The organism is Thauera aminoaromatica, from assembly GCF_000021765.1.
GTDB classification, from domain to species: domain Bacteria; phylum Pseudomonadota; class Gammaproteobacteria; order Burkholderiales; family Rhodocyclaceae; genus Thauera; species Thauera aminoaromatica.
Genome location: NC_011662.2, coordinates 4,275,899 through 4,295,215 on the forward strand (window position 1 = coordinate 4,275,899; position 19,317 = coordinate 4,295,215).

The 19,317-nt window shown below is 68.6% G+C and carries 22 protein-coding genes; 13 read left to right on the top strand and 9 right to left on the bottom strand.

From position 1 onward, the window contains the following. Nucleotides 1-7: 7 nt before the first annotated feature. On the bottom strand, nucleotides 8-2,614 hold the full coding sequence (locus TMZ1T_RS18795) for a circularly permuted type 2 ATP-grasp protein (protein ID WP_012586194.1): 2,607 nt from the start codon (nucleotides 2,612-2,614) through the stop codon (nucleotides 8-10). A 6-nt stretch (nucleotides 2,615-2,620) separates the two neighbouring features. After that, nucleotides 2,621-6,097: a transglutaminase family protein gene (locus tag TMZ1T_RS18800; protein WP_012586195.1), complete on the bottom strand. Its 3,477-nt coding sequence runs from the start codon at nucleotides 6,095-6,097 to the stop codon at nucleotides 2,621-2,623. A 418-nt stretch (nucleotides 6,098-6,515) separates the two neighbouring features. Here TMZ1T_RS18800 and TMZ1T_RS18805 point away from each other — a divergent pair, with 418 nt between their 5' ends. The 4 genes from TMZ1T_RS18805 to TMZ1T_RS18820 all read left to right on the top strand — a co-directional run bounded on the left by TMZ1T_RS18805 (nucleotide 6,516) and on the right by TMZ1T_RS18820 (nucleotide 9,627). Continuing rightward, a complete protein-coding gene (locus TMZ1T_RS18805) occupies nucleotides 6,516-7,634 on the top strand; it encodes a VanZ family protein (protein ID WP_041589710.1) in 1,119 nt (372 codons plus the stop codon). 156 nt (nucleotides 7,635-7,790) lie between these two features. Beyond that, nucleotides 7,791-8,114: a (2Fe-2S) ferredoxin domain-containing protein gene (locus TMZ1T_RS18810; RefSeq protein ID WP_012586197.1), complete on the top strand. Its 324-nt coding sequence runs from the start codon at nucleotides 7,791-7,793 to the stop codon at nucleotides 8,112-8,114. Then, nucleotides 8,111-8,767, top strand: coding sequence for an alpha/beta hydrolase (locus TMZ1T_RS18815; RefSeq protein ID WP_012586198.1), 657 nt, complete (start codon nucleotides 8,111-8,113; stop codon nucleotides 8,765-8,767). The genes TMZ1T_RS18810 and TMZ1T_RS18815 overlap by 4 nt, the downstream gene beginning before the upstream one ends. A gap of 248 nt (nucleotides 8,768-9,015) precedes the next feature. Further along, the gene (locus tag TMZ1T_RS18820) at nucleotides 9,016-9,627 is read left to right on the top strand and encodes a glutathione S-transferase (RefSeq protein ID WP_012586199.1); all 612 of its coding nucleotides are present in this window, start codon (nucleotides 9,016-9,018) and stop codon (nucleotides 9,625-9,627) included. Between the two features lie 71 nt (nucleotides 9,628-9,698). Here the strand turns inward: TMZ1T_RS18820 and TMZ1T_RS21685 are convergent, their stop codons facing one another. Further along, a complete protein-coding gene (locus TMZ1T_RS21685; protein WP_012586200.1) occupies nucleotides 9,699-10,124 on the bottom strand; it encodes a Txe/YoeB family addiction module toxin in 426 nt (141 codons plus the stop codon). Beyond that, entirely contained in the window at nucleotides 10,108-10,389 is a 282-nt protein-coding gene (locus tag TMZ1T_RS18830) for a type II toxin-antitoxin system Phd/YefM family antitoxin (RefSeq protein ID WP_012586201.1), read from the bottom strand. Before TMZ1T_RS18830 ends, TMZ1T_RS21685 begins: the two co-directional genes overlap by 17 nt. A 197-nt stretch (nucleotides 10,390-10,586) precedes the next feature. On the opposite strand from TMZ1T_RS18830, the gene TMZ1T_RS18835 reads away from it, so the two are divergent. Next, nucleotides 10,587-10,838: a type II toxin-antitoxin system Phd/YefM family antitoxin gene (locus tag TMZ1T_RS18835; RefSeq protein WP_012586202.1), complete on the top strand. Its 252-nt coding sequence runs from the start codon at nucleotides 10,587-10,589 to the stop codon at nucleotides 10,836-10,838. After that, complete coding sequence (locus tag TMZ1T_RS20740) at nucleotides 10,838-11,266, top strand: type II toxin-antitoxin system VapC family toxin (RefSeq protein ID WP_012586203.1); 429 nt, start codon at nucleotides 10,838-10,840, stop codon at nucleotides 11,264-11,266. The genes TMZ1T_RS18835 and TMZ1T_RS20740 overlap by 1 nt, the downstream gene beginning before the upstream one ends. Before the next feature lie 30 nt (nucleotides 11,267-11,296). Here TMZ1T_RS20740 and TMZ1T_RS18845 read toward each other — a convergent pair whose 3' ends face one another. Beyond that, the gene (locus tag TMZ1T_RS18845; RefSeq protein ID WP_012586204.1) at nucleotides 11,297-11,725 is read right to left on the bottom strand and encodes a putative toxin-antitoxin system toxin component, PIN family; all 429 of its coding nucleotides are present in this window, start codon (nucleotides 11,723-11,725) and stop codon (nucleotides 11,297-11,299) included. Then, complete coding sequence (locus TMZ1T_RS21690) at nucleotides 11,722-12,222, bottom strand: AbrB/MazE/SpoVT family DNA-binding domain-containing protein (RefSeq protein WP_261789087.1); 501 nt, start codon at nucleotides 12,220-12,222, stop codon at nucleotides 11,722-11,724. Before TMZ1T_RS21690 ends, TMZ1T_RS18845 begins: the two co-directional genes overlap by 4 nt. A gap of 23 nt (nucleotides 12,223-12,245) precedes the next feature. On the opposite strand from TMZ1T_RS21690, the gene TMZ1T_RS18860 reads away from it, so the two are divergent. Continuing rightward, on the top strand, nucleotides 12,246-12,626 hold the full coding sequence (locus TMZ1T_RS18860) for a PIN domain-containing protein (RefSeq protein ID WP_261789088.1): 381 nt from the start codon (nucleotides 12,246-12,248) through the stop codon (nucleotides 12,624-12,626). Here TMZ1T_RS18860 and TMZ1T_RS18865 read toward each other — a convergent pair. After that, nucleotides 12,613-14,298, bottom strand: a complete 1,686-nt coding sequence (locus TMZ1T_RS18865) for an IS1634 family transposase (protein ID WP_012586206.1) — start codon at nucleotides 14,296-14,298, stop codon at nucleotides 12,613-12,615. The two genes, TMZ1T_RS18860 and TMZ1T_RS18865, sit on opposite strands and share 14 nt — an antisense overlap. A gap of 108 nt (nucleotides 14,299-14,406) precedes the next feature. Between TMZ1T_RS18865 and TMZ1T_RS18870 the strand changes: the two genes are divergently transcribed. Next, nucleotides 14,407-14,610 (top strand): hypothetical protein, encoded by a 204-nt coding sequence (locus tag TMZ1T_RS18870; protein WP_187283014.1) that lies wholly within the window; start codon nucleotides 14,407-14,409, stop codon nucleotides 14,608-14,610. Nucleotides 14,611-14,680: 70 nt separating this feature from the next. On the opposite strand, the gene TMZ1T_RS18875 is transcribed toward TMZ1T_RS18870, so the two are convergent. Together TMZ1T_RS18875 and TMZ1T_RS18880 are read right to left on the bottom strand one after the other, a co-directional pair. Then, nucleotides 14,681-14,935, bottom strand: coding sequence for a Txe/YoeB family addiction module toxin (locus tag TMZ1T_RS18875; protein WP_012586207.1), 255 nt, complete (start codon nucleotides 14,933-14,935; stop codon nucleotides 14,681-14,683). Continuing rightward, entirely contained in the window at nucleotides 14,925-15,191 is a 267-nt protein-coding gene (locus TMZ1T_RS18880) for a type II toxin-antitoxin system prevent-host-death family antitoxin (protein ID WP_004361138.1), read from the bottom strand. Before TMZ1T_RS18880 ends, TMZ1T_RS18875 begins: the two co-directional genes overlap by 11 nt. A gap of 120 nt (nucleotides 15,192-15,311) precedes the next feature. Here TMZ1T_RS18880 and TMZ1T_RS18885 point away from each other — a divergent pair, with 120 nt between their 5' ends. From TMZ1T_RS18885 to TMZ1T_RS18900, 5 genes are all read left to right on the top strand, one after another. Next, entirely contained in the window at nucleotides 15,312-15,467 is a 156-nt protein-coding gene (locus TMZ1T_RS18885) for a hypothetical protein (RefSeq protein ID WP_144312187.1), read from the top strand. A gap of 16 nt (nucleotides 15,468-15,483) precedes the next feature. Further along, entirely contained in the window at nucleotides 15,484-15,792 is a 309-nt protein-coding gene (locus TMZ1T_RS20745) for a type II toxin-antitoxin system RelE family toxin (protein ID WP_261789205.1), read from the top strand. A 220-nt stretch (nucleotides 15,793-16,012) separates the two neighbouring features. After that, nucleotides 16,013-16,414 (top strand): pilin, encoded by a 402-nt coding sequence (locus TMZ1T_RS18890; protein ID WP_012586208.1) that lies wholly within the window; start codon nucleotides 16,013-16,015, stop codon nucleotides 16,412-16,414. A 94-nt stretch (nucleotides 16,415-16,508) separates the two neighbouring features. Further along, entirely contained in the window at nucleotides 16,509-18,455 is a 1,947-nt protein-coding gene (locus TMZ1T_RS18895; RefSeq protein ID WP_012586209.1) for a tetratricopeptide repeat protein, read from the top strand. After that, on the top strand, nucleotides 18,452-19,309 hold the full coding sequence (locus TMZ1T_RS18900) for a glycosyltransferase family 2 protein (protein ID WP_012586210.1): 858 nt from the start codon (nucleotides 18,452-18,454) through the stop codon (nucleotides 19,307-19,309). Before TMZ1T_RS18895 ends, TMZ1T_RS18900 begins: the two co-directional genes overlap by 4 nt. The last annotated feature ends 8 nt before the right edge of the window (nucleotides 19,310-19,317 follow it).

A 19,317-nucleotide genomic window follows, 5' to 3' on the forward strand; every position in this document is an offset into this window, starting at 1 on the left:
CGCCGCCCTACAGCGACACGGTCGCCCGGCTGCGGGCGTCGAGGTGGGTGAAGTAGCGCCGCGCCAGCGCATCGGCGAGCTCGTTGCCGCCGCGCCAGATGTCGTCCAGCACCTGCCGCAGGGGCTCGCAGTGGCGCGCCTGTGCGGCCGCGCGGCTACGCGCGCCGGCCAGCTCGTGCACGAAGCAGTCGCACAGCGCGAGCGCGTCGAGCGCGGCCAGGCGTTCGCGCAGCGGCGCGGCGAGCGCGGCGCCGTCGGGCAGCAGGGCGACGTGCTCGGCGAGCGAATCGAGCTGGTAGCGCAGCGCGCGCGGGTTGTCGCCGTCGAGCATGACCAGCTCGGCCACCGGCTGCGGGGCCAGGCCGCGCGCGTGGCGGCTGCGGTAGCGCAGCTCGGCGTCGGTGATCGCGAGCAGCACCTTGAGCCCGCCTTGCGAGGGCTCGAGCAGCAGCGCCGACAGCGCGGCGGCGAGAAACTGCAGGCGCTCGATGCGCCGCCCGATCGACAGGAAGCGCCAGCCGGCGTCGCGCGGCATGCTCTCGATGACGAAACCCGACAGCGTCACCAGCGACAGCAACGACTCGTCCAGGCGCTGCAGCGCCTCGCCGAGGCGCGGGGCCTGAGCCGGCGCCGCGGCAAACTCCGACAGGCGGTTGTAGATGCGCCAGCTGTCCGGCGACAGGCGGTCGCGCACCAGGGCTGCGACGCGCAGCACCTGGCGCAGGTTGGCCACCACGCTGCCGGGCTGGGCGGGATCGAAGAGCGCCTGAGCGAGCGGCGCGGGGGGTGTGGGTGCCGCGTCGGCCTCCCCCGCCACGGTGGCGAGCAGGCCGCGCTGCCGGCACAGCGCCTGCAGGGCCGCGGTCACCTTGCCATCCTCGCCCAGCCACGAGGCCTCGCCGGCCTCGCCCAGGCGCGCCAGCGTCTCGCGGCCGAGGCGGGCGGCAGCGTCGGCGCGCTCGCTGTAGCGTCCGAGCCAGAAGAAGTTCTCCGCCACCCGGCTCGACAGGCCGAGCACGCGCGCCCCCCCGGCAAAGGGCGCGAGCTGGCCGGGCACGATGCGCGGCACCGGACGCGGCCGCGCCGGCGAGCCGAGCACCCAGGCGTCCTTGCTGCCGCCGCCGTGCTGCATCGACACGATGCGCATGTCGGCCTCCGAGGCCACCCGGACGAGCCCGCCCGGCAGCACGCGAAACCCCTCCGCCCCCGCCGCCGCGAACACGCGCAGCCCGATGTTGCGCGCGACCAGCGCGCGCGCGTCGCGCGCGGGCGCCTTGTTCCCGGCGCCGCCCGCCTCGTCCGCCAGCACCGGGGCCTGCGAGAGGTTGACCATCTCCTGCGCGACGAAGTCGAAGGGCCGCAGCGCGATCCGTGCCGCCAGCGCGTCGAGCTCTGCCACCGGCAGGTCGCCGCAGAACACCGGCCGCGCACCCAGGGTGGGGTAGGCCGGCTTGATCACCAGCTCGCGCAGGTGCTTCAGCGCGTATTCGCAGGCCGCCGGCTCGCCGCACCACCAGGTCGCCACCGAGGGCATGCGCAGCTTGCTGCCGAGCAGGTGCTCGCACAGCCGCGGCAGGTAGCCGAGCAACGCCCCGGTCTCGAGGATGCCGCTGCCGAGCGCGTTGGCCACCGTCACCATGCCGGCACGCACCGCCGCCACCAGGCCGGCGACGCCGAGCGCGGAGTCTTCGCGCAGTTCGAGCGGATCGCACCACAGGTCGTCCACCCGGCGCAGGATCACATGCACCCGGCGCAGGCCCTCGAGCGTGCGCAACCAGACCTTGTCGTCGCGCACGGTGAGGTCCTGGCCCTCGACGAGCGGGAAACCCATCTCGCGGGCGAGGAAGGCGTGCTCGAAGTAGGTCTCGTTGTAGGGCCCGGGCGTGAGCACCACGATCAGGGGATCTTCCCCGGCCGCCGCACCGTCGGCCGGCGCGAGCTCGACGAGGCCGTCGCGGAAGCCCTCGAAGAAGGGCACCAGCGGCTCGACGCCGGCGGCGCGGTAGAGCTCGGGCAGCACGCGCGCGACCACGCTGCGGTTCTCCAGCGCGTAGCCCGCACCCGAGGGCGCCTGGGTGCGGTCGGCCACCACCCACCAGCGCCCGTCGGGCGAGCGCGCCAGGTCCACCGCGTACAGGTGCAGGAAGCGCCCGCCCGCCGGCCGCGCGCCCACGAGCGGGCGCAGAAAGCCGCTATGGCCATAGATGAGCGCGGGCGGCACCAGGCCCTGCTCGAGCAGGGTCTGCTCGCCGTAGAGGTCGGCGAGGATGCGGTCGAACAGGGTGGCGCGCTGGATCACCGCGGCCTCGATCTGCGCCCACTCCGCCGCGGGCAGCATGTAGGGCAGCAGGTCGAGCTCCCACGGGCGCGCGAAGCCGCGCGGATCGGCATACACGTTGTAGGTGATGCCGTTCTCGTGGATCTGCCGGCCGAGCGCGGCCCGCCGTGCCGACAGCTCGTCGGCGGGCATGGCGGCGAGGCCGTGGAAGAAGTCCCGCCAGTGCGGCCGCAGCACCACGACGCTGCCGATGCGTTGGCAGAGCTCGTCGTAGCGGTCGGGCCGCGCGACGTAGCGGGCGAGCAGCGCGGGCGGGCTGTGCGGCTGCACCTGCATGGCGGGTCAGCCCTGGCGGCGCAGGTCGAGGGTGAAGGGGAAATCGGCGTTGCGCGTGGCGGGCGCGGGTGCGACGCGGCCCGGCGTGTGACCGGTGGTGGTGAAGCGGGCCAGGCGGCGGCCTTCGGCCTCGTAGGGGTTCACCGGGTAGCTCTCGTGGTTGCGCCCGCCCGGATGCGCCACGTGATACACGCAGCCGCCCATCGAGCGCTGCATCCAGCCATCGACCAGGTCGAACACCAGCGGCGCGTGCACGCCGATGGTCGGGTGCAGGCAGGACGGCGGCTGCCAGGCGCGGTAGCGCACCCCGGCGACGAACTCGCCCACCGTGCCGGTGGGCTGCAGCGGCACGGCGCGGCCGTTGCAGGTCAGCACGTGGCGGTCGTCGTTGAGCCCGGACACCTTGACCTGCAGGCGCTCCACCGAGGAATCGACGTAGCGCACCGTGCCACCGGGCGCCCCCTCCTCCCCCATCACGTGCCAGGGCTCGAGCGCCATGCGCAGCTCGACCCGCACGCCGCGCGCGGCGAACTCGCCGTACCTGGGGAAGCGGAACTCGAAGTGCGGCGCGAACCAGTCGAACTCGAGCGGGTAGCCGAATTCGCGCAGCTCGCCGACGACGTCGCGGAAATCCTCCGCCACCCAGTGCGGCAGCAGGAAGCGGTCGTGCAGCTCGGTACCCCAGCGCCGCAGCCGACCCGGGGCATAAGGCTGCTGCCAGAAGCGCGCGATCAGCGCGCGCAGCAGCAGCTGCTGGGCCAGGCTCATGCGCGCGTGCGGCGGCATCTCGAAGGCGCGCAGCTCGAGCAGGCCCAGCCGCCCGGTGGCGCTGTCGGGGCTGTAGAGCTTGTCGATGCAGAACTCGGCTCGGTGGGTGTTGCCGCTGGCGTCGATCAGCAGGTTGCGCAGCAGGCGGTCGATGAGCCACGGCGGCACCTGGATGCCCGGCTCCGGCATCTGCTGGAAGGCGACTTCGAGCTCGTGCACCGAGTCGTGGCGCGCTTCGTCCACCCGCGGCGCCTGCGAGGTCGGGCCGATGAAGAGCCCCGAGAACAGGTAGGACAGGCTGGGGTGGTTGTGCCAGTAGCTCAACAGGCTGCGCACCAGGTCGGGCCGCCGCAGGAAGGGCGAGTCGCCCGGCGTGGCACCGCCGAGCACGAAGTGGTTGCCACCGCCGGTGCCGGTATGACGGCCGTCGAGCATGAACTTCTCGGTCGACAGGCGCGCCTGCCGAGCCTCCTCGTAGAGCGTGCCGGTGCGCTCGACGAGTTCGTCCCAGCTCGCCGCGGGGTGGATGTTGACCTCGATGACGCCCGGGTCGGGGGTGATGCGGAAGTGAGCCAGGCGCGGGTCGGACGGCGGCTCGTAGCCTTCGAGCACCACCGGCAGCTTGAATTCGGCGGCGGTGTCCTCGATGGCGGTGACGATCTCGAGGTAGTCCTCCAGCGCGGCAGTCGGGGGCATGAAGAGATGGAGCAGGCCGCCGCGCGGCTCGGCGCACAGCGCGCTGCGAGTGATCCAGGCCGCGGACTCGAAGGGTGCCGGACGGCGAGCGGGGTCGGTGCGCTCGTCGCGGCGATCCAGCGCGGACGCGCCGGGCCGCGGCACCGCGGCCTCGCCCTGCGCCCCATGGAAGCCGGCATGTTCGACACGGCTCGGCGTCCACCCGCCGCCGTGGGCGGCGAAGGGGAAGCCGAGGCCGCTGTCGGCGCCGAGCGTCGTGCCCGTCGGCCGCAGCTGCTGGCGCAGCTCGGCGTGCGCGGGCAGCGTCGGGAAGGGCTGGTTGGGGTCGGCGGGGTGGATCAAGGGCAGGTCGCCCTTGCCCGCCCAGGGCTGGGAATCGAGCGGCAGGCGGTAGCCGATCGGCGAATCGCCGGGGATCAGGTACAGGCGCTCGGCACGCAGGAACCACGGCCCGCTCTGCCAGCGATCGGCGCCGACGTGATCGCGCACCAGCGGCAGCACGTGCCCGACGACCTGCCTCAGCCCCTGGTCGAAGACCTTGGCGAGCCGCGCGCGTTCGAGCGGGTCGTCGACGCGCGCATCGTGCGGATCGACGTTGGCCGGCAGCCGGCGCTCGCGCCACAGGTAGTACCAGGCGTCCTCGAAGGCCGCCATCATCCACTGCGTATCCACGCCGAGGCGCTCGCCGACGCGCGTGAGGAAGCGCGCCGCCACGGCCTCGTCCACCGCAGTGCCCGAGAGCTCGCGCGCGAACAGCTCGGGCTTGCGCCAGATCGGCTCGCCGTCGCGCCGCCAGTAGCAATTGAGCGACCAGCGCGGCAACTGCTCGCCCGGATACCACTTGCCCTGGCCGAAGTGCAGCAGGCCGTGCGGCGCATAGTGGTCCTTGAGGCGGAACATCAGGTTTTCGGCCAGGGTGCGCTTGCTCGGCTTGCTGGCATCACGGTTCTGCGGATCGAGCGCGTCGCTGTTCCAGGCCGCGCCGTCGCGGTCGTCGAGTGCCACGAAGGTGGGCTCGCCGCCTTGCGTGAGGCGCACGTCGCGGGCCTTCAGGTCGGCGTCGATGCGCTGGCCCAGCACCTCGATCGCCGCCCACTGTTCGTCGGTATAGGGCTTGGTGACGCGCGGCGCCTCCCACACGCGCTCGACCTTCATGTGGTGCTCGAACTCGCATTCGCATTCATCGGTGAAGCCGGTGATCGGCGCCGCCGACGAGGGCTCGGGCGAGCAGGCGAGCGGGATGTGGCCCTCGCCGGCGAACAAGCCGGAGGTCGGATCCAGGCCCACCCAGCCGGCACCGGGCAGATAGACCTCGCACCAGGCGTGCAGGTCGGTGAAGTCCACCGCGGTGCCCGAGGGGCCGTCGAGCGACTTCACGTCCGGCACGAGCTGGATCAGGTAGCCGGACACGAAGCGCGCCGCCAGGCCGAGGTGGCGCAGCAACTGCACCAGCAGCCAGGCCGAGTCGCGGCACGAGCCGCTCGCCAGCGTCAGCGTCTCTTCCGGCGTCTGCACGCCCGGCTCCAGGCGCACCAGGTAGCGGATGTCCTGCTGCAGGCGCTGGTTGAGCGCGACCAGGAAATCCACGCTGGCCCGCGGCGCGCGCGGGATGGATTCGAGGCAGTCGATGAACTTCGGCCCCAGCGCGGCAGCCGGCGCCTTCGCCAGGTAGGGCGCGAGCTCGACGCGCAGGGCGTCCTCGTAGGCGAAGGGGATCTTCTCCGCCGCGGGTTCGAGGAAGAAATCGAAGGGGTTGATGACCGACAGCTCGGCCACCAGGTCGACCTCGATGCGCAGTTCGGTAGCCTTGTCGGGGAAGACGAGGCGGGCGAGATAGTTCGACTGCGGGTCCTGCTGCCAGTTGATGAAGTGGCCGGCGGGGTCGACCTTCAGCGCGTAGGCATGGATGGGCGTGCGGCAGTGCGGCGCCGGGCGCAGGCGCACGACCTGCGGCGACAGCGCGACCGGGCGGTCGTAGCGGTAACGGGTGACGTGGTTGAGCTTGACGTGGATGGACACGGCGGCCTCGCAGGGAGCGTAGTGGGGCGACACCGGGTGTCAGCAAGAAGCGTGCAAGCCCGCGCGACGCCTGGCTTCCGCCGTTTCCGCTGGCACTGCCCCCTCCGTGCAGGCGCAATCGCGCACCATTTGCGCCCGGAGCGCACCAGCGCGGTGCGGCACCAGCGCGCCGCCGCCGGAGTCGCGACTTGCATCGCTACGGCGAAGAGGCATCGGAGGCGTGGCGCATTCTCGTGGGAGCGGCGCAAGCCGCGATCGCAGGCGTGCAGCAGGCAAGGACGCTAGTCGCAGTGCCGCCGCCGGAGTCGCGACTTGCATCGCCCCTGCGGAGGACCCTGTAGCGTGGCACCGGAGCTCGAGCGCATGGACACCCCGTCCCGGGGTGCTGCGATCCGGCCCAGCTGGCACAATGCGGCGCATGGCCGCACGGTCGCCCTCCTCCCTCGCTCCCGCGTTCGCGCTCGCCTATGCGCTGCTGGTCGCCTATGCCTGCCTGCATCCGCTGACCGGCTGGCGCAACAGCGGCTTGCCGGCGTTCGACTGGCTGTGGGCGCCATGGCCGAAGTACTTCATCCTCGAAGATCTCCTCTTCAACATCCTCGGCTACCTGCCGCTCGGGCTGCTGCTGGCGGCGGCGCTGCCGGCGCAGTGGCGCTTCGCGCGCAAGGCGCTCGTCGCCGCGCTGCTCGCCGGGCTGTTCAGCTTCGGCCTGGAGGCGCTGCAGAACTACCTGCCCAGCCGGGTGGCGAGCAATCTCGACCTCGGCGGCAACGCGGCCGGCGGCCTGCTCGGCGCACTCGCCGGCGCGCGCTGGGGCAGTGCGCTGCTCGGGCCGCAGGGGAGGCTGCAGCGCTGGCGCGCGCGCAGCGTGATCGGCGGGCGCAGCGGCGAGGCCGGACTGGTGCTGATCGGGCTGTGGCTGCTCGGCCAGCTCGGCGCCACCGACCTCGTCTTCGCCAGCGGCGACCTGCGCAGCCTGCTCGGCATCCCTGCGCCGCTGCCCTTCCGCCCCGAGCGCTTCATCGCCTTCGACACCGCGCTCACCGCAAGCGGGCTGCTCGCGATCGGACTGTTCGTGCGCTGCATGACGCGCGGGGCCAGCCCGCTGCCGGTGTTGGCGGTGATCGCCCTCGGCATCGGCGCGAAGTCGCTGGCGACGTGGATCTTCTTCGAGCCGGGGGCGCCGCTCGCCTGGCTCACCCCGGGCGCAGAGCGCGGCCTGGTGATCGGCGGCGCGCTGCTGCTGCCCGCGCTGCTGCTGCCGCGCCTGGCCCAGCACGCGATCGCCGGCACCAGTCTGCTGCTCGCCACCGCGCTGGTGAACCTGATCCCGGAGAACCCCTACCTGCCCTTCGACCGGCGCCTGGCCGGGTTCAGCAACGTGTTCAGCTTCCACGGACTCACCGGGCTGGTCGACAGCCTGTGGCCCTACGCCGCGCTGGCCTACCTCTCGGCGCTCGGGCTCTGGCGGGGCGAGCACCTCGCGGCCGCCCCTGCGAGCGCGCAGCCGGCTCCGCGCCGCCGAGCCCGCCGCTAGGCATCGGGGCGGCGGCCGCAGCCAGGCCCCGCGGCCAGGTCCCGCGGCCACAACCCCGCCGCAAGCCGCACACGCGGCAAGCGCCGCCTATAATCTCGCGACGTTCCCGCGGATCGGCGCCGGCACGGCGTTCGACCCGATACCCAGAGAGCCACCATGAGCTACTTCAAACACCACGTCTTCTTCTGCTGCAACCAGCGCCAGCCGGGCGAGTCCTGTTGCAACGACCACAAGGCGAGCGAGCTGCAGACCTACGCCAAGGAACGCACCGCCGCGCTCGGCCTCAAGGGCAAGGGCAGCGTACGCGTGAACAAGGCGGGCTGCCTCGGCCGCTGCGACGACGGTCCGGTGATCGTCGTCTACCCCGACAACGTCTGGTACACCTACGTCGACAAGGAAGACATCGACGAGATCATCGACTCGCACCTGATGCAGGGCCGCGTGGTCCAGCGCCTGCGCCTGCCCGAGGACGCCGCATGAGCCGCCCGCTGCCCACCGAGTCCGCCCTGCTGCGCGGCCCCGCCGGCAACATCGAGGCGCTGATCGACGCCCCCGCCACGGTCAAGGGCATCGCGCTCGTGTGCCATCCCCACCCGCTCTTCGGCGGCGCCAACACCAACAAGGTCGCGCACACGCTCGCGCGCGCCTTCCGCGATCTCGGCTACGCGGTGATCCGCCCCAACTTCCGCGGCGTGGGCCAGAGCGAGGGCACGCACGACCACGGCGAAGGCGAGACCGAGGACATGCTCTCGGTGATCAGCTGGGCGGAGTCGCGCTGGGGCGCGCTGCCGCTGGCGCTCGGCGGCTTCTCCTTCGGCGGCTACGTACAGGTGCGCGTCGCCAAGCGCCTGGCCGAGGGCATCGCGCCGCCGCGCCAGCTCGTGCTCGTGGGCATGGCCGCGGGCGAGACCACCGGCAGCGGCCGCAGCTACGACACCCCGGCGCTGCCGACGAACATCCCCGCGCTGGTCATCCACGGCGAGAACGACGACACCGTCGCGCTCGCCAACGTGCTCGACTGGGCGCGGCCGCAGGAACAGCCGATCATCGTGATCCCCGGCGCCGACCACTTCTTCCACGGCAAGCTGCACCTGATCCGCGAGCTCATCGCGCGCAACGTCGCGCACGCCTGAACACTGCCGCCGGCAATCGCGACTTGCGTCGCTCCTACGAAACCCAGGCGCTTACAGAATTGCCGTAGGAGCGACGCAAGTCGCGATTCCAGCACCGGACTCCGCGCCTCCCCCGAATCCGCGCCGCGCCCGCCTCCGCGCCCCGCCGGCCTTCTCGCGACGCGGGCCGCGATCCTTCCGGTTTCCCTGATTTCCCCCCGCCCGCCTGCGGCGTACGCTGGCTCGGCCACCACCGGAGACCCACCATCATGAAACTGCTCGCCTCGCTGACCAGCCCCTACGCGCGCAAGATCCGCGTCATCCTCGCCGAGAAGGCGCTGCCCTTCGAGCTCGTGGTCGACTCGCCCTGGGAGGCCAACACCCGGATTCCCGAGCTCAACCCGCTCGGCAAGGTGCCGGTGCTGATCACCGACGAAGGCGAGACCTTCTTCGACTCGCCGGTCATCGCCGGCTACCTCGAGACCCTCGGCGCCTCGCCCGCGCTGCTCCCCCCCGCCGGGCTCGACGCCGTGCGCGTGCGGCAGACCGAGGCGCTCGCCGACGGCGTCACCGACGCGGCGGTCACCGCCCTGCTCGAATCGCGCCGCCCCGACGGCGAGCGCAGCGAACGCGAGATCGCCCGCCAGAAGGACAAGATCGACCGCGGCCTCGCCGAGCTCGAGCGCCGCCTCGACGGCCGCCACGCCTTCAACGGCAGCCCGATGCAGCTCGGCGACATCGCGGTCGCGGTCGCGCTCGGCTACCTCGACCTGCGCTTCCCGGATATCGATTGGCGCAGCCGCCATCCGGGCCTGGTGCCCTTCGCCGAGCGCATGTTCGCCCGCAGCAGCCTGCGCGACACCCAGCCGCCGGCGGGCTAGGCGGATCGGGGGCCAGCGGGGGCGCCGGATCGACGTGGGGATGAGCAAATGTAAGACCCGAGCCCAAGTGTTCACTGGTCGTGATAGCGGCAGGCGCTCACCACCAGCGCCTGGCCTTCGACGCAGCAGGCCAGCCGGTGGGTGTCATCGATGCGGCGCGACCCGAAGCCTGAGGGGTTTTCCTTGAGGGGGAAAGACCTGGCCCCAGCCCCCAAAAATCGATAATGATAGCGCCCCTGCAGAAACTCGATCCGATCAGCCTTCACCAAGTACACGCAGCGGTGCTCCTGCGTGATGCGACGTGACCAGACATCCGAGCCCAGACACTTCAATGGCTCCGGGCTGCCGATACCCTTGAAGGGATCGCGCGGCACCGCCTTGACCAGCTCCAGCAGCCGTTTGGCCGTGCGACGCTCCGTCTCCACCCAGTCGCTCAGGTCTTCCAGGAACTCGGGCTGGAAGACCGCGACATGTCTGGCATCAGGCTTCGAGACCATAGTGCTCCTCGAGGGCATCGACGGCAGTCGGGACCACCTCGCCGGATCGGGCGCGCGCCAAGGCCGCCAGCAGACGCTCGGCATTCCTGGGCGAGCGCAGCAGATGGGCCGTTTCCATCAGGCTCTGCAATTCATCGGCAGCAATCATTGCGACCGCCCCCCCAGAGCGGCGGCGGACCACAACCACTTCGCGGTCATCGACGGCACGGTCCATCAAGGTCTTGAACTGCTCACGGGCTTGACTGTAAGTGGTTTCGATGGTCATCGCGGCCTCCTTTATCTGTACAGATAAACCGTACAACCCGCAGCCGTGCGCTGCGCATCGGCCGCCACAGGGCTGGACGACGCGTGAGCAAATGAAAGACCCCAGGACCTCCCCCGCAGTTGCGCGCGCCCCCGAGCGTGACACCCTCATCCGACGCGAGTACACTCATTTGGTCAGATAGTCACCAAGGCGCCATCATGCGTACGCTCACCCTTGCCGAAACCAAGTCACACCTGTCCGCCGTCGTCGATCAGGTCATCGCCGGCGAAGAGATCGTGATCACCCGCCGCGGTCAGCCCGTTGCCCGCATCGTGCCCGAACGCACGCGACCCGCCGCCGACGCCGCAGCCCTCACCGCCGAGCTGCGCGACTTCGTGCTCGCTCAAGCTCCGCAAGCCCGCACGGCAGCCGAGGTCGTGCGCGAAGCCCGCGATGGGGCGCGCTACTGATGGCGCTGTACGCGGACACCTGCATCCTGCTACCCCTGTTCTTTCGCGACGCCAGCACCGAAGCGGCGCTCGCGTGGCTCGAGGAGGCGGGCAACGAGACGATCCTGATCAGCCCATGGACGCGCACCGAGTTCGCCAGCGCAGCCGGAATCATGGCGCGCAGGGGCGACGTTTCTGCGGCGCTCCACCAGCAAGGACTCGCCCGCTTCGACCGCCTGGCCGATGCGCGACTCGCCGTCGAACCGATCGACAGCACGGATTTCGAGCGCGCAAGGAACTGGATCGCCGACTACCGCAGCGGACTCCGTGCAGGCGATGCGCTGCATCTGGCCGTATGTGCGCGGCTGAATGCGAGGCTGTGCACTGCGGAGGCAGCCCTGGCACGGGCGGCGTCCGAGGTCGGGGTGGCGGTGCAGCGGGTGGCGTGAGCAACTGCACGATTTGAGCCCAGGCTCACCCTAACCCCGCCCCTGCAACCACTCCGAAAACTCCGCCACCGTCAGGATCGGAACCTTGAATTCCGCTTTGACCGCATGCAGGTCGCCATCGCCACTGACAAGGACATCGGCCTCGGCGACGACCGCGAGCACCAGAAAGATGAGGTCGTCGGGATCCCGAATGCCCGGCAGCCCATCGGGCGGGGCCTCGATCCGGACGGTCTCGACATACGGCAGGAACTCCGCCAGCAGCGCCTCCTGCTCATCACGCCCGAGCTTGAACTTCGGGTAATTCAGCACCCGCAAGAGCTCGCTGACCGTGTCATGACTGGCCAGGGGGACACAGCGCCCGCCCTGCCAGGCCTCACGCAGCCATGCAAACCGGCTGCGAGAAAAGATCAGCGCCGACACCAGGCAGTGGGTGTCGAGCACGACGCGCGGCAGCGTCATGCGTGCTTTCTCGCCCAGGCAATCGCATCCTCGACGTCATCCTGCGTGATGCCGAGCGCCTCGAGCTTTGCCCGCACGGCATCCCCCTGCTGCAGCCGAACCGGCGTCAGCACGATCTTGCCGTCCTGGACCGTGACGTCGTAGTAGTCGGTTTCGCCCACGCGCTGGACGATGGCCTTGGGCAAGGTGACCTGGTTCTTGCTCGTACGTTTGGCCAGCATGATCGGCCTCGAAAAGTAATGAAGTAAGGAATCTGATTTTAGCTGCTTGTTGCGAAGCGCCCGCAAGGAAATGCACACAGGGGACAGATGCCGATTTCGCCTCAAGGCAAGCCTGTCGCCGCGCTCGTCGATGCGCGCCTGTTCGAGCGCATTCGTCGCATGCAGGCGCGTTTCGACGCGCTTTGCCAGCGGATCGAGGCAGGATACGACGGCGTCCCTGAAGAAGCAGGCATCGCCGAAATCGAGGCCGCGGTTGCCGCCGAGCGGCGCGCGCACGCGCACCCGACAGCAGGCTGAGCGTGCCGTCCGCCCTGCGCGTCGTCCTCGACACCAAGGTCCTGTTGTCCGGCCTGGCCTACCCGGGGAGCCTGCCTGGCCGGATCGTGGCCGCGTGGCGGCACGGCTCGGTCGACGTGGTGTTATCGACCTTCATCCTCGACGAACTGCGGCGCGTGCTGCCACGGCTGTCCGCCCGCCACGGCCTGTCCAGCCGCGAAATCGACGACCTCGTCGATATCCTGTCGATCCAGGCCGAGCTCGTCGAACCGGAAGCGGTCTCGGACCCGACTTTGACACCACCAAGTCACACGCCCCGCCACGAGGCGCGCAGCGCAAGGCATCCGACGAGTGGCCGGAAACAGCCGTGTATCTATGTGGGAGTCGCGCTCAGTCGAGCTTGAGGATGGCCGGCGGCGGCTTGATCTTCAATGCTTTCAGTCGGTTGGCCGCTTCCGTCGTAGGCTCGGTGACCTGCCAGGCGGTGCCGTTGGGGCTGGACAATTGCGCAAGCTGAATGCGCTTGAGGTCGTCGCGGATGTTGCGCCAGGTGTCCTGGCAGGCATGCTCGATCACGCGCTCCAGCAGCAAGGCGAGCACCGTGATCGCAATGTGGGCGTGGATGCGGTGCGGTGCCCAGTGGAACACTGGGCGCATGCGCAGGCCGCCCTTCATCGTGCGCCAGGCCTCTTCGACGCGCTGCTGCTGCTTGTAGCCGAGCGCCATGTCCTCGGCCGTGAGGGTGTCGTCGTTGCTGTGGACGACGAACTTGCCGTCGAAGCGTTCGAGTTCGGCGATGGCCTGGCGGTCGATCGCCAGGCCGCGCTTGGTCTCTTTCAAGAACCGCCCGTAGCGGGCGCTGCTACGTAGCGCACACACGCGCTTGCTGTGCCCGCCCTCGTCCTGATCGGCCAGGCAGGCGAGTTCGGCCTCGAGCTCACGGATGCGCTCGGCGCGATAGGTGCGCTGGCGATGTGCCTCCTGCGGGTTGAAGCACACCGCGTAGCGGCGGCGGCGCTCGCCGTCGCCGACGATGACTTCCTTGACTTCGAGGTTGTCGGCGATCTTGCGGTAGCGGCCCGGGCGCGAGAGCACCGTTTCGGTGACCTCGTCGCCACGGCGCATCGGCATCGCCATCAGGTACTTGCCACCGCCCTTGGCGAGCGCCTGGAAGTTCGCCTGCGAGACCATCCCGGCATCCCCGACGAACAGGCAGCGGGTGAGCTGCCAGCCCTTCAGATCTTCCTTGACCTGGGCCACCGTGGTGACATCGACGGTGTTGCCCGGAAACACCCAGTGGCGCACCGGGAAGCCGTCGCGGGTGACCGCCAGCCCGACGACGATCTGCGGCGCATCACCCCGGCCGTTCTTGCTGTAGCCGCGCTTTCTGGGCGCCACGTAGCGCTTGGCGCCGGCCGCAACGCTGCCGCGCATCTGGCCATCGGGCTCGCCCTCATCCTCGTTGTCGATCTCGAAGTGCAATGAGGTGGTGTCGTAGAAGACGATCTCCACGTCCAGACTCAACAGGTCGGCGACCTGGAAGAAGATCGCCTGCTCGATGGCAGCCTTGTTCGCCTCGAGGAAGTCCATCGCGCGGTAGAGCTGGTGCAGCGCCAGGGCCTGCGTGCCTTCGATATGCACGTCTTCCTTGAGCCACTGCTCGTGACAGTAGAGTTTAGAGGCCGGCGCACAAGCGCGATTGGCCACCAGCGCGAACAAGGCCCGCTCCATCTCGAAGCCAAAGCGCCGCCCCTTGGCCTGCGCACGCACGATGGCGTCGATCCCGAGCCGCCGCCACACCGCCTGAAGCGCGTACACATCGCCGTAGGGCCAGGCGCACACCAACCGCCAGCCTGGATCGTCCGCGACGATGGCCTCGGGCGAGCATCGGCGCAGGATGCTCTTGGCCAGACGGCGCAGCCGCTCGATCACCTCCGGGTCGTCGGCACGGCCGCAGTTGAACACGATCTGGGCCTGTGAGCGCCCCTTCGAGGCATCCCACACGTTCTCGGCCAGTTGCAGGTAGGTGATGGCCCGCCCGTCTGCCCGCTTCTGTTTGCTCTGCCTCAGGTACATGTGCAGCACAGTAGCGGCTTTATGGCCGAAAAATCAACAATCCATGTATCTAGGATTTTGGCGCCTCATCGCCCCGCAACCCCCGCCGTTGCTGGGGGTGAGGCGAAAATGTGCCTTGGAACTGTCAAAGTCGGGTCGGACGACGCCGTGCGCGACGACAACGACCAGCCCGTGCTCGGCACCCTGCTGGCGGGCATGCGTACGGGAAGCCTCGACTACCTGATCACCGGGGACAAGGACCTGCTCGCCCTGGCCCGCACCGACCCCATCCTCACGCCGGCCGCGTTCTGGACTCGTCACGGCGGGGTGTAGCACGCGCACCGGCTGGCATGACGTCGGGCGGTGGCATGAGCAGATGAAAGACCTGACCCCAGGGGCTCTATCAATAATGGTCGCGGCACTGCGCGATCAGCAGCACCTCACTCTCGACCGCATACACCAGCCGGTGCCGGTCATCGATGCGTCGCGACCAGAACCCCGCCAGCTGGTGCTTGAGCGGCTCGGGCTTGCCGATGCCGGCAAAGGGATGGCGGCGGATGTCCTCGATCAGCGCATTGATGCGCTTTAGCTGCTTGCGGTCGGTCTCTTGCCAGTAGAGATAGTCCTCCCAGGCGTGATCCGAAAACCTAGGCTGCATCGTCCGTCTCGATCAGGGCACGCGGCTCGCCACCGCCTGCGCGCAACTGCTCCACCGACTCCATCAGGCGCTTCGCACCCTTCGGCGAGCGCAGCAGATAGGCCGTCTCTTCGAGTGCGTTGTAGTCGTCCAGCGACATGATCACCACCGGCTTGCCGCGCTGGGTCGTCACCAGCACCGGCGCGCGGTCTTCATTGACGCTGCGCATCACCTGCGCAAGGTGCGTGCGGGTGTAGCTGTAGGTCAGGGCTTCCATCGTGGGCTCCGGGCGCAAACTTTGTACAAAGTTTAGCACAACCCTGATTGCTCACGCCGACCGCGCGACGCAGGCGTGGGCAAATGAAAGAGCAGACGAGCCAAGGCCGACGATGAGCCCGTGGCCGTCTTCAATCACAAGCGGCCCGAGGCCCATCTGATCTCTGCCGCACACTACGAACGCCTGCTTACCCACCTCGAAGACCTCGAAGACGCCGCCCGCGTGCACGAGCGCAGCGCAGGCCCGTTCGTCGAGGCGAACCTAAACGACCTGTAAGCTGCGCTTCCACACCCTGGCCCTCGCCGAGTGGAAAAAGCTCGATGGCAGCGTACGAGCACAGTTCAAGAAGAAGCTGGAGGCGCACCTGATCACACCCAGGGTACCCGCCGCCGCGCGGTCGGGCATGCCGGACTGCGACAAGATCAAGCCCCGCGCTGCAGGGCATCGATTGGTGCATCGGGTCGACGACGGTGAGGTCCGGGTGACGGTCATCTCTCGATCGGCCTGCGGGAAAAGCTCCAGGCCTACACCCGGGCGCAAGCCCGCCTGGACGACCCACCTCGGGACTGACCGCCGGCTGGAAAAGCCGCTGAGTCGGTGAAAGGCCCCGGGTTTCCGCCCCCATGCCTCGCGCGCCGGCCAGCGCTCTCCTTTGTCACATGTTGACCACCCGCTCCGGGGCGGCTGTCACTTCTGGCCGTGGAATCGTGTCAAGGCAGCGGCACTCCGTCACGGAAAACCACGGTTGCGGGGCTGGGCATGGGTATTGCTCATACGTGGACAAGCGGACTTTCCGTGGTTTCCCATCAAGGAGAACTGAAATGAAAAAGATGCAACAAGGCTTCACCCTGATCGAACTGATGATCGTCGTGGCGATCATCGGCATCCTGGCTGCGGTGGCGCTGCCGGCGTATTCGGATTACCAGGCCAAGGCGAAACTTACCGCAGGCCTTGCGGAGATCTCGGCAGGTAAGACTGCATTTGAGGAACTCCGTAACAACAACGTTGCGGTTACCGCCGCGGCCGATATTGGCCTCCAAGCCACGACCGGGAACTGCGCCATTACTGCGACCGCCACAACCATCGTTTGCACTCTGGCGAATGCGCCTTCGCAGGTCAATGGCAAGACGATCACCTGGACTCGAACCGCAAGCACTGGCGCGTGGAGTTGCGCAACCAGCGCCCCGGCCAAGTACGCGCCGAAGACCTGCCCGGGCGTCTAAACGTAATAGTCTCCAGCTGAACGTAAGGGGGCAGCGTGCTGCCCCCTTTTGCTTGTTTTAGACAATCATTCGCTGGCAAAGGCTAGTCGCGGAAATGTCCACTTCCACAACGATAACGCGCTCAGCATGGCTTTTCCTCGGACTGCTCGCCATCGCCTGCGGATTGCTGTACATCCCCGGCCTGACAGGCGCCCTCTACTACGACGACATCCGCCCTCTCTCCGGCCTCGCCAGCGTCGTCAACCTCGACTCCGCGCTCTACTACCTCTCCTCCGAGATCTCCGGTCCACTCGGCCGTCCGGTCGCCATGCTCAGCTTCCTGGTGCACGTCGAGGACTGGCCCGGAGCCGTCGAGAACATCTTCCTTTTCAACGTACTGCTGCACCTGACCAACGGCACGCTGGTCGCCCTGCTCGTCCATCGGCTGCTCAGTCTGAGGGGGGTCGCAGGCAGTGCGCCCGCCTGGATTGCAGCCAGCACAGCTGCAATCTGGATGCTGATGCCGCTGCAGGTCTCCTCCTCGCTGATCGCGGTGCAGCGCATGGCGACGCTGTCCGCCTTCTTCGTGCTCGCGGGCCTGTTGATCCATGTTCAGGGCATCGCGATCGAGGACCGGCGTCGTGCACTCGGCGCCGCTCTGCAGGCGCTCGGCCTCGTGGGGTTCACCCTGCTCGCGATGTTCACCAAGGAAAACGGCATCCTGCTGCCCGTTTTCGCGCTCGTGATCCAGGCGACGCTGCTCGCGGACCACACTTCCCCGGGCCGCCTTCGACTCCTGCGCACCGTCGCCGGCGGCGGGGCGCTCGCGATCATCCTGGCCTACCTCGCATACAGCGCATTCCGTTCCGGTGGCGTGTTCGGGGGGCGTGAGTTCGATCTGCTCGAACGCATCCAGACCCAGCCGCTGATCCTGCTCGAATACCTCCGCGAAGCCTTCGCACCCCGTCCCTATGGCTTGCACCCCTTCCATGACGGCTACCCCAAGGTCAGCGCGCTCGCAGAGCACCCCGTGGCGCTCTTCGCCGCCATCCTGTGGCCGACGCTCGCGGTGCTCGCGGTCCGCTTCCGCCGCCGCTATCCGGTCGCGGCCTTCGCCGTGCTGTGGTTTCTTGCTGCCCACCTGCTCGAATCCACCGTCCTCGGGCTTGAGCTGTACTTCGAGCATCGCAACTACCTCGCGCTGTTCGGACCCTGCCTTGCAATCGCCTGGGCGGTGGGGCGGACACCAGTTCCGTACCGCCGACTCGCCGTCGCGGGCTTCGCGGCCTATCTCGCAACGCTCGGGGCGATCCTGTTCCACGTGACCAGCCTCTGGGGCGACAAGCTCGACGCAGCGGAGACCTGGTTCGTTCACGCCTACAAGTCGCCGCGAGCTGCGGAGCACCTCGCACTCCTGTACCTCGAGCAGGGCCGCTTCAACGAGGCCTACCAGGTCATACGGATCCAGGTGGATGATTGCCCTCAGTGCCTCGCCTCGGTGACCCAGGCCGCGCTGCTCGCCTGCGCAGCGGGAGAGGCTCAGCGCACCCGAGACTACTTCGCTCAAGCGGAAGCGCTTGCCATCGAGGCCCGCAACGTCAGCGGAGCGGCGACGACGCTGACTGCAATGCACAACGCAATCGAAGACGGAAAATGCTCCCTGGTCGACTACGATCAACTCGAAACACTCAACCGCAGCCTCCTGCGCCACCAAACGGGGGGGCTCGGGACACTCAGCCGCAAGGCGATTCACATGAACCTGGAACGGATCGCACTGGCCAAGGGTGACGCGAATTCCGCACTGGACCACCTGAAACAGGCCTGGGCGGTAGACCGGGACCGCGCGCTCGGACATGCGATCATTGACGCACTACTCGAACGGCATGAAATCGAGAACGCGGAGGTATTCCACCGCAAAGTACTTTGCCGCGAGTTTCCCAAGCACCCGGTGCTCGCCAACGTCGCACGCAAGCAATGCGATGAATCGATGCAGGCCATACTCGAGGCGGCAAGCAGTCATCCGCAACGCACGGGTGACGCAAAAACCGCCGCAACACCATGAAACCACAGGTATCGATCGTACTTCCTGCACATAACGAATCGACTCCCATCGGCAATGTCGTGATGCGGATTCAGGCGCTGCTTCCCGAGGCCGAGGTCGTCGTCGTCGATGATGGTTCGAACGACGGGACAGGCGAAGCCGCCACCAAGGCGGGCGCACGCGTGGTTCGCCACCCCTACTCCAAAGGCAACGGCGCCGCGATCAAGACTGGCGCACGCGCGGCGAGTGGCGACGTGATCGTCTTCATGGACGCCGACGGCCAGCACGACCCCGCCGACATCCCGGCCTTGCTGGCCCGCCTCGACGAAGGCTACGACATCGTCGTCGGCGCGCGCCAGGCAGGCTCGCAGGCAAGCCTTGGTCGCGGCATCGCGAACCGCTTCTACAACCGGCTCGCGAGCTACATGACGGGCCACAAGGTGGAGGACCTCACCTCCGGATTCCGCGCAGTGCGCGCCGACAAGTTCCGCGAATTCCTCTACTTGCTGCCGAACGGCTTCTCTTACCCGACGACCAGCACCATGGCCTTCTTCCGCGCGGGCTACTCGGTCGCCTACGAGCCGATCCACGCCGCAAGACGAGTCGGCAAGAGCCATATCCGTCCCCTGCACGACGGCCTGCGCTTCCTGCTGATCATCTTCAAGATCGGCACGCTGTATTCGCCATTGAAACTGTTCGCGCCTTTGGCACTGACGATGTTTCTGCTGGCAACGGGTTGGTACGGACATACCTTGCTGGAGTATGGACGGTTCACGAACATGAGCGCCTTGCTGTACACCGGCAGCGTGGTCACCTTCATGATGGGGCTGATCTCGGAGCAGATCACGGCCCTGATGTACAAGGAGCGGGAATAGGCATGGCA

What these genes read in the sequence shown, in the direction of transcription:
- TMZ1T_RS18890 (WP_012586208.1), top strand. Translation starts at nt 16,013, where the DNA reads ATGAAAAAGATGCAACAAGGCTTCACCCTGATCGAACTGATGATCGTC.
- TMZ1T_RS18845 (WP_012586204.1), bottom strand. Translation starts at nt 11,725, where the DNA reads ATGACGCTGCCGCGCGTCGTGCTCGACACCCACTGCCTGGTGTCGGCG.
- TMZ1T_RS18835 (WP_012586202.1), top strand. Translation starts at nt 10,587, where the DNA reads ATGCGTACGCTCACCCTTGCCGAAACCAAGTCACACCTGTCCGCCGTC.
- TMZ1T_RS18805 (WP_041589710.1), top strand. Translation starts at nt 6,516, where the DNA reads ATGGCCGCACGGTCGCCCTCCTCCCTCGCTCCCGCGTTCGCGCTCGCC.
- TMZ1T_RS18810 (WP_012586197.1), top strand. Translation starts at nt 7,791, where the DNA reads ATGAGCTACTTCAAACACCACGTCTTCTTCTGCTGCAACCAGCGCCAG.
- TMZ1T_RS18820 (WP_012586199.1), top strand. Translation starts at nt 9,016, where the DNA reads ATGAAACTGCTCGCCTCGCTGACCAGCCCCTACGCGCGCAAGATCCGC.
- TMZ1T_RS20740 (WP_012586203.1), top strand. Translation starts at nt 10,838, where the DNA reads ATGGCGCTGTACGCGGACACCTGCATCCTGCTACCCCTGTTCTTTCGC.
- TMZ1T_RS18880 (WP_004361138.1), bottom strand. Translation starts at nt 15,191, where the DNA reads ATGGAAGCCCTGACCTACAGCTACACCCGCACGCACCTTGCGCAGGTG.
- TMZ1T_RS18795 (WP_012586194.1), bottom strand. Translation starts at nt 2,614, where the DNA reads ATGCAGGTGCAGCCGCACAGCCCGCCCGCGCTGCTCGCCCGCTACGTC.
- TMZ1T_RS18870 (WP_187283014.1), top strand. Translation starts at nt 14,407, where the DNA reads ATGTGCCTTGGAACTGTCAAAGTCGGGTCGGACGACGCCGTGCGCGAC.
- TMZ1T_RS18895 (WP_012586209.1), top strand. Translation starts at nt 16,509, where the DNA reads ATGTCCACTTCCACAACGATAACGCGCTCAGCATGGCTTTTCCTCGGA.
- TMZ1T_RS18815 (WP_012586198.1), top strand. Translation starts at nt 8,111, where the DNA reads ATGAGCCGCCCGCTGCCCACCGAGTCCGCCCTGCTGCGCGGCCCCGCC.
- TMZ1T_RS18900 (WP_012586210.1), top strand. Translation starts at nt 18,452, where the DNA reads ATGAAACCACAGGTATCGATCGTACTTCCTGCACATAACGAATCGACT.
- TMZ1T_RS18865 (WP_012586206.1), bottom strand. Translation starts at nt 14,298, where the DNA reads ATGTACCTGAGGCAGAGCAAACAGAAGCGGGCAGACGGGCGGGCCATC.
- TMZ1T_RS18875 (WP_012586207.1), bottom strand. Translation starts at nt 14,935, where the DNA reads ATGCAGCCTAGGTTTTCGGATCACGCCTGGGAGGACTATCTCTACTGG.
- TMZ1T_RS21685 (WP_012586200.1), bottom strand. Translation starts at nt 10,124, where the DNA reads ATGGTCTCGAAGCCTGATGCCAGACATGTCGCGGTCTTCCAGCCCGAG.
- TMZ1T_RS18830 (WP_012586201.1), bottom strand. Translation starts at nt 10,389, where the DNA reads ATGACCATCGAAACCACTTACAGTCAAGCCCGTGAGCAGTTCAAGACC.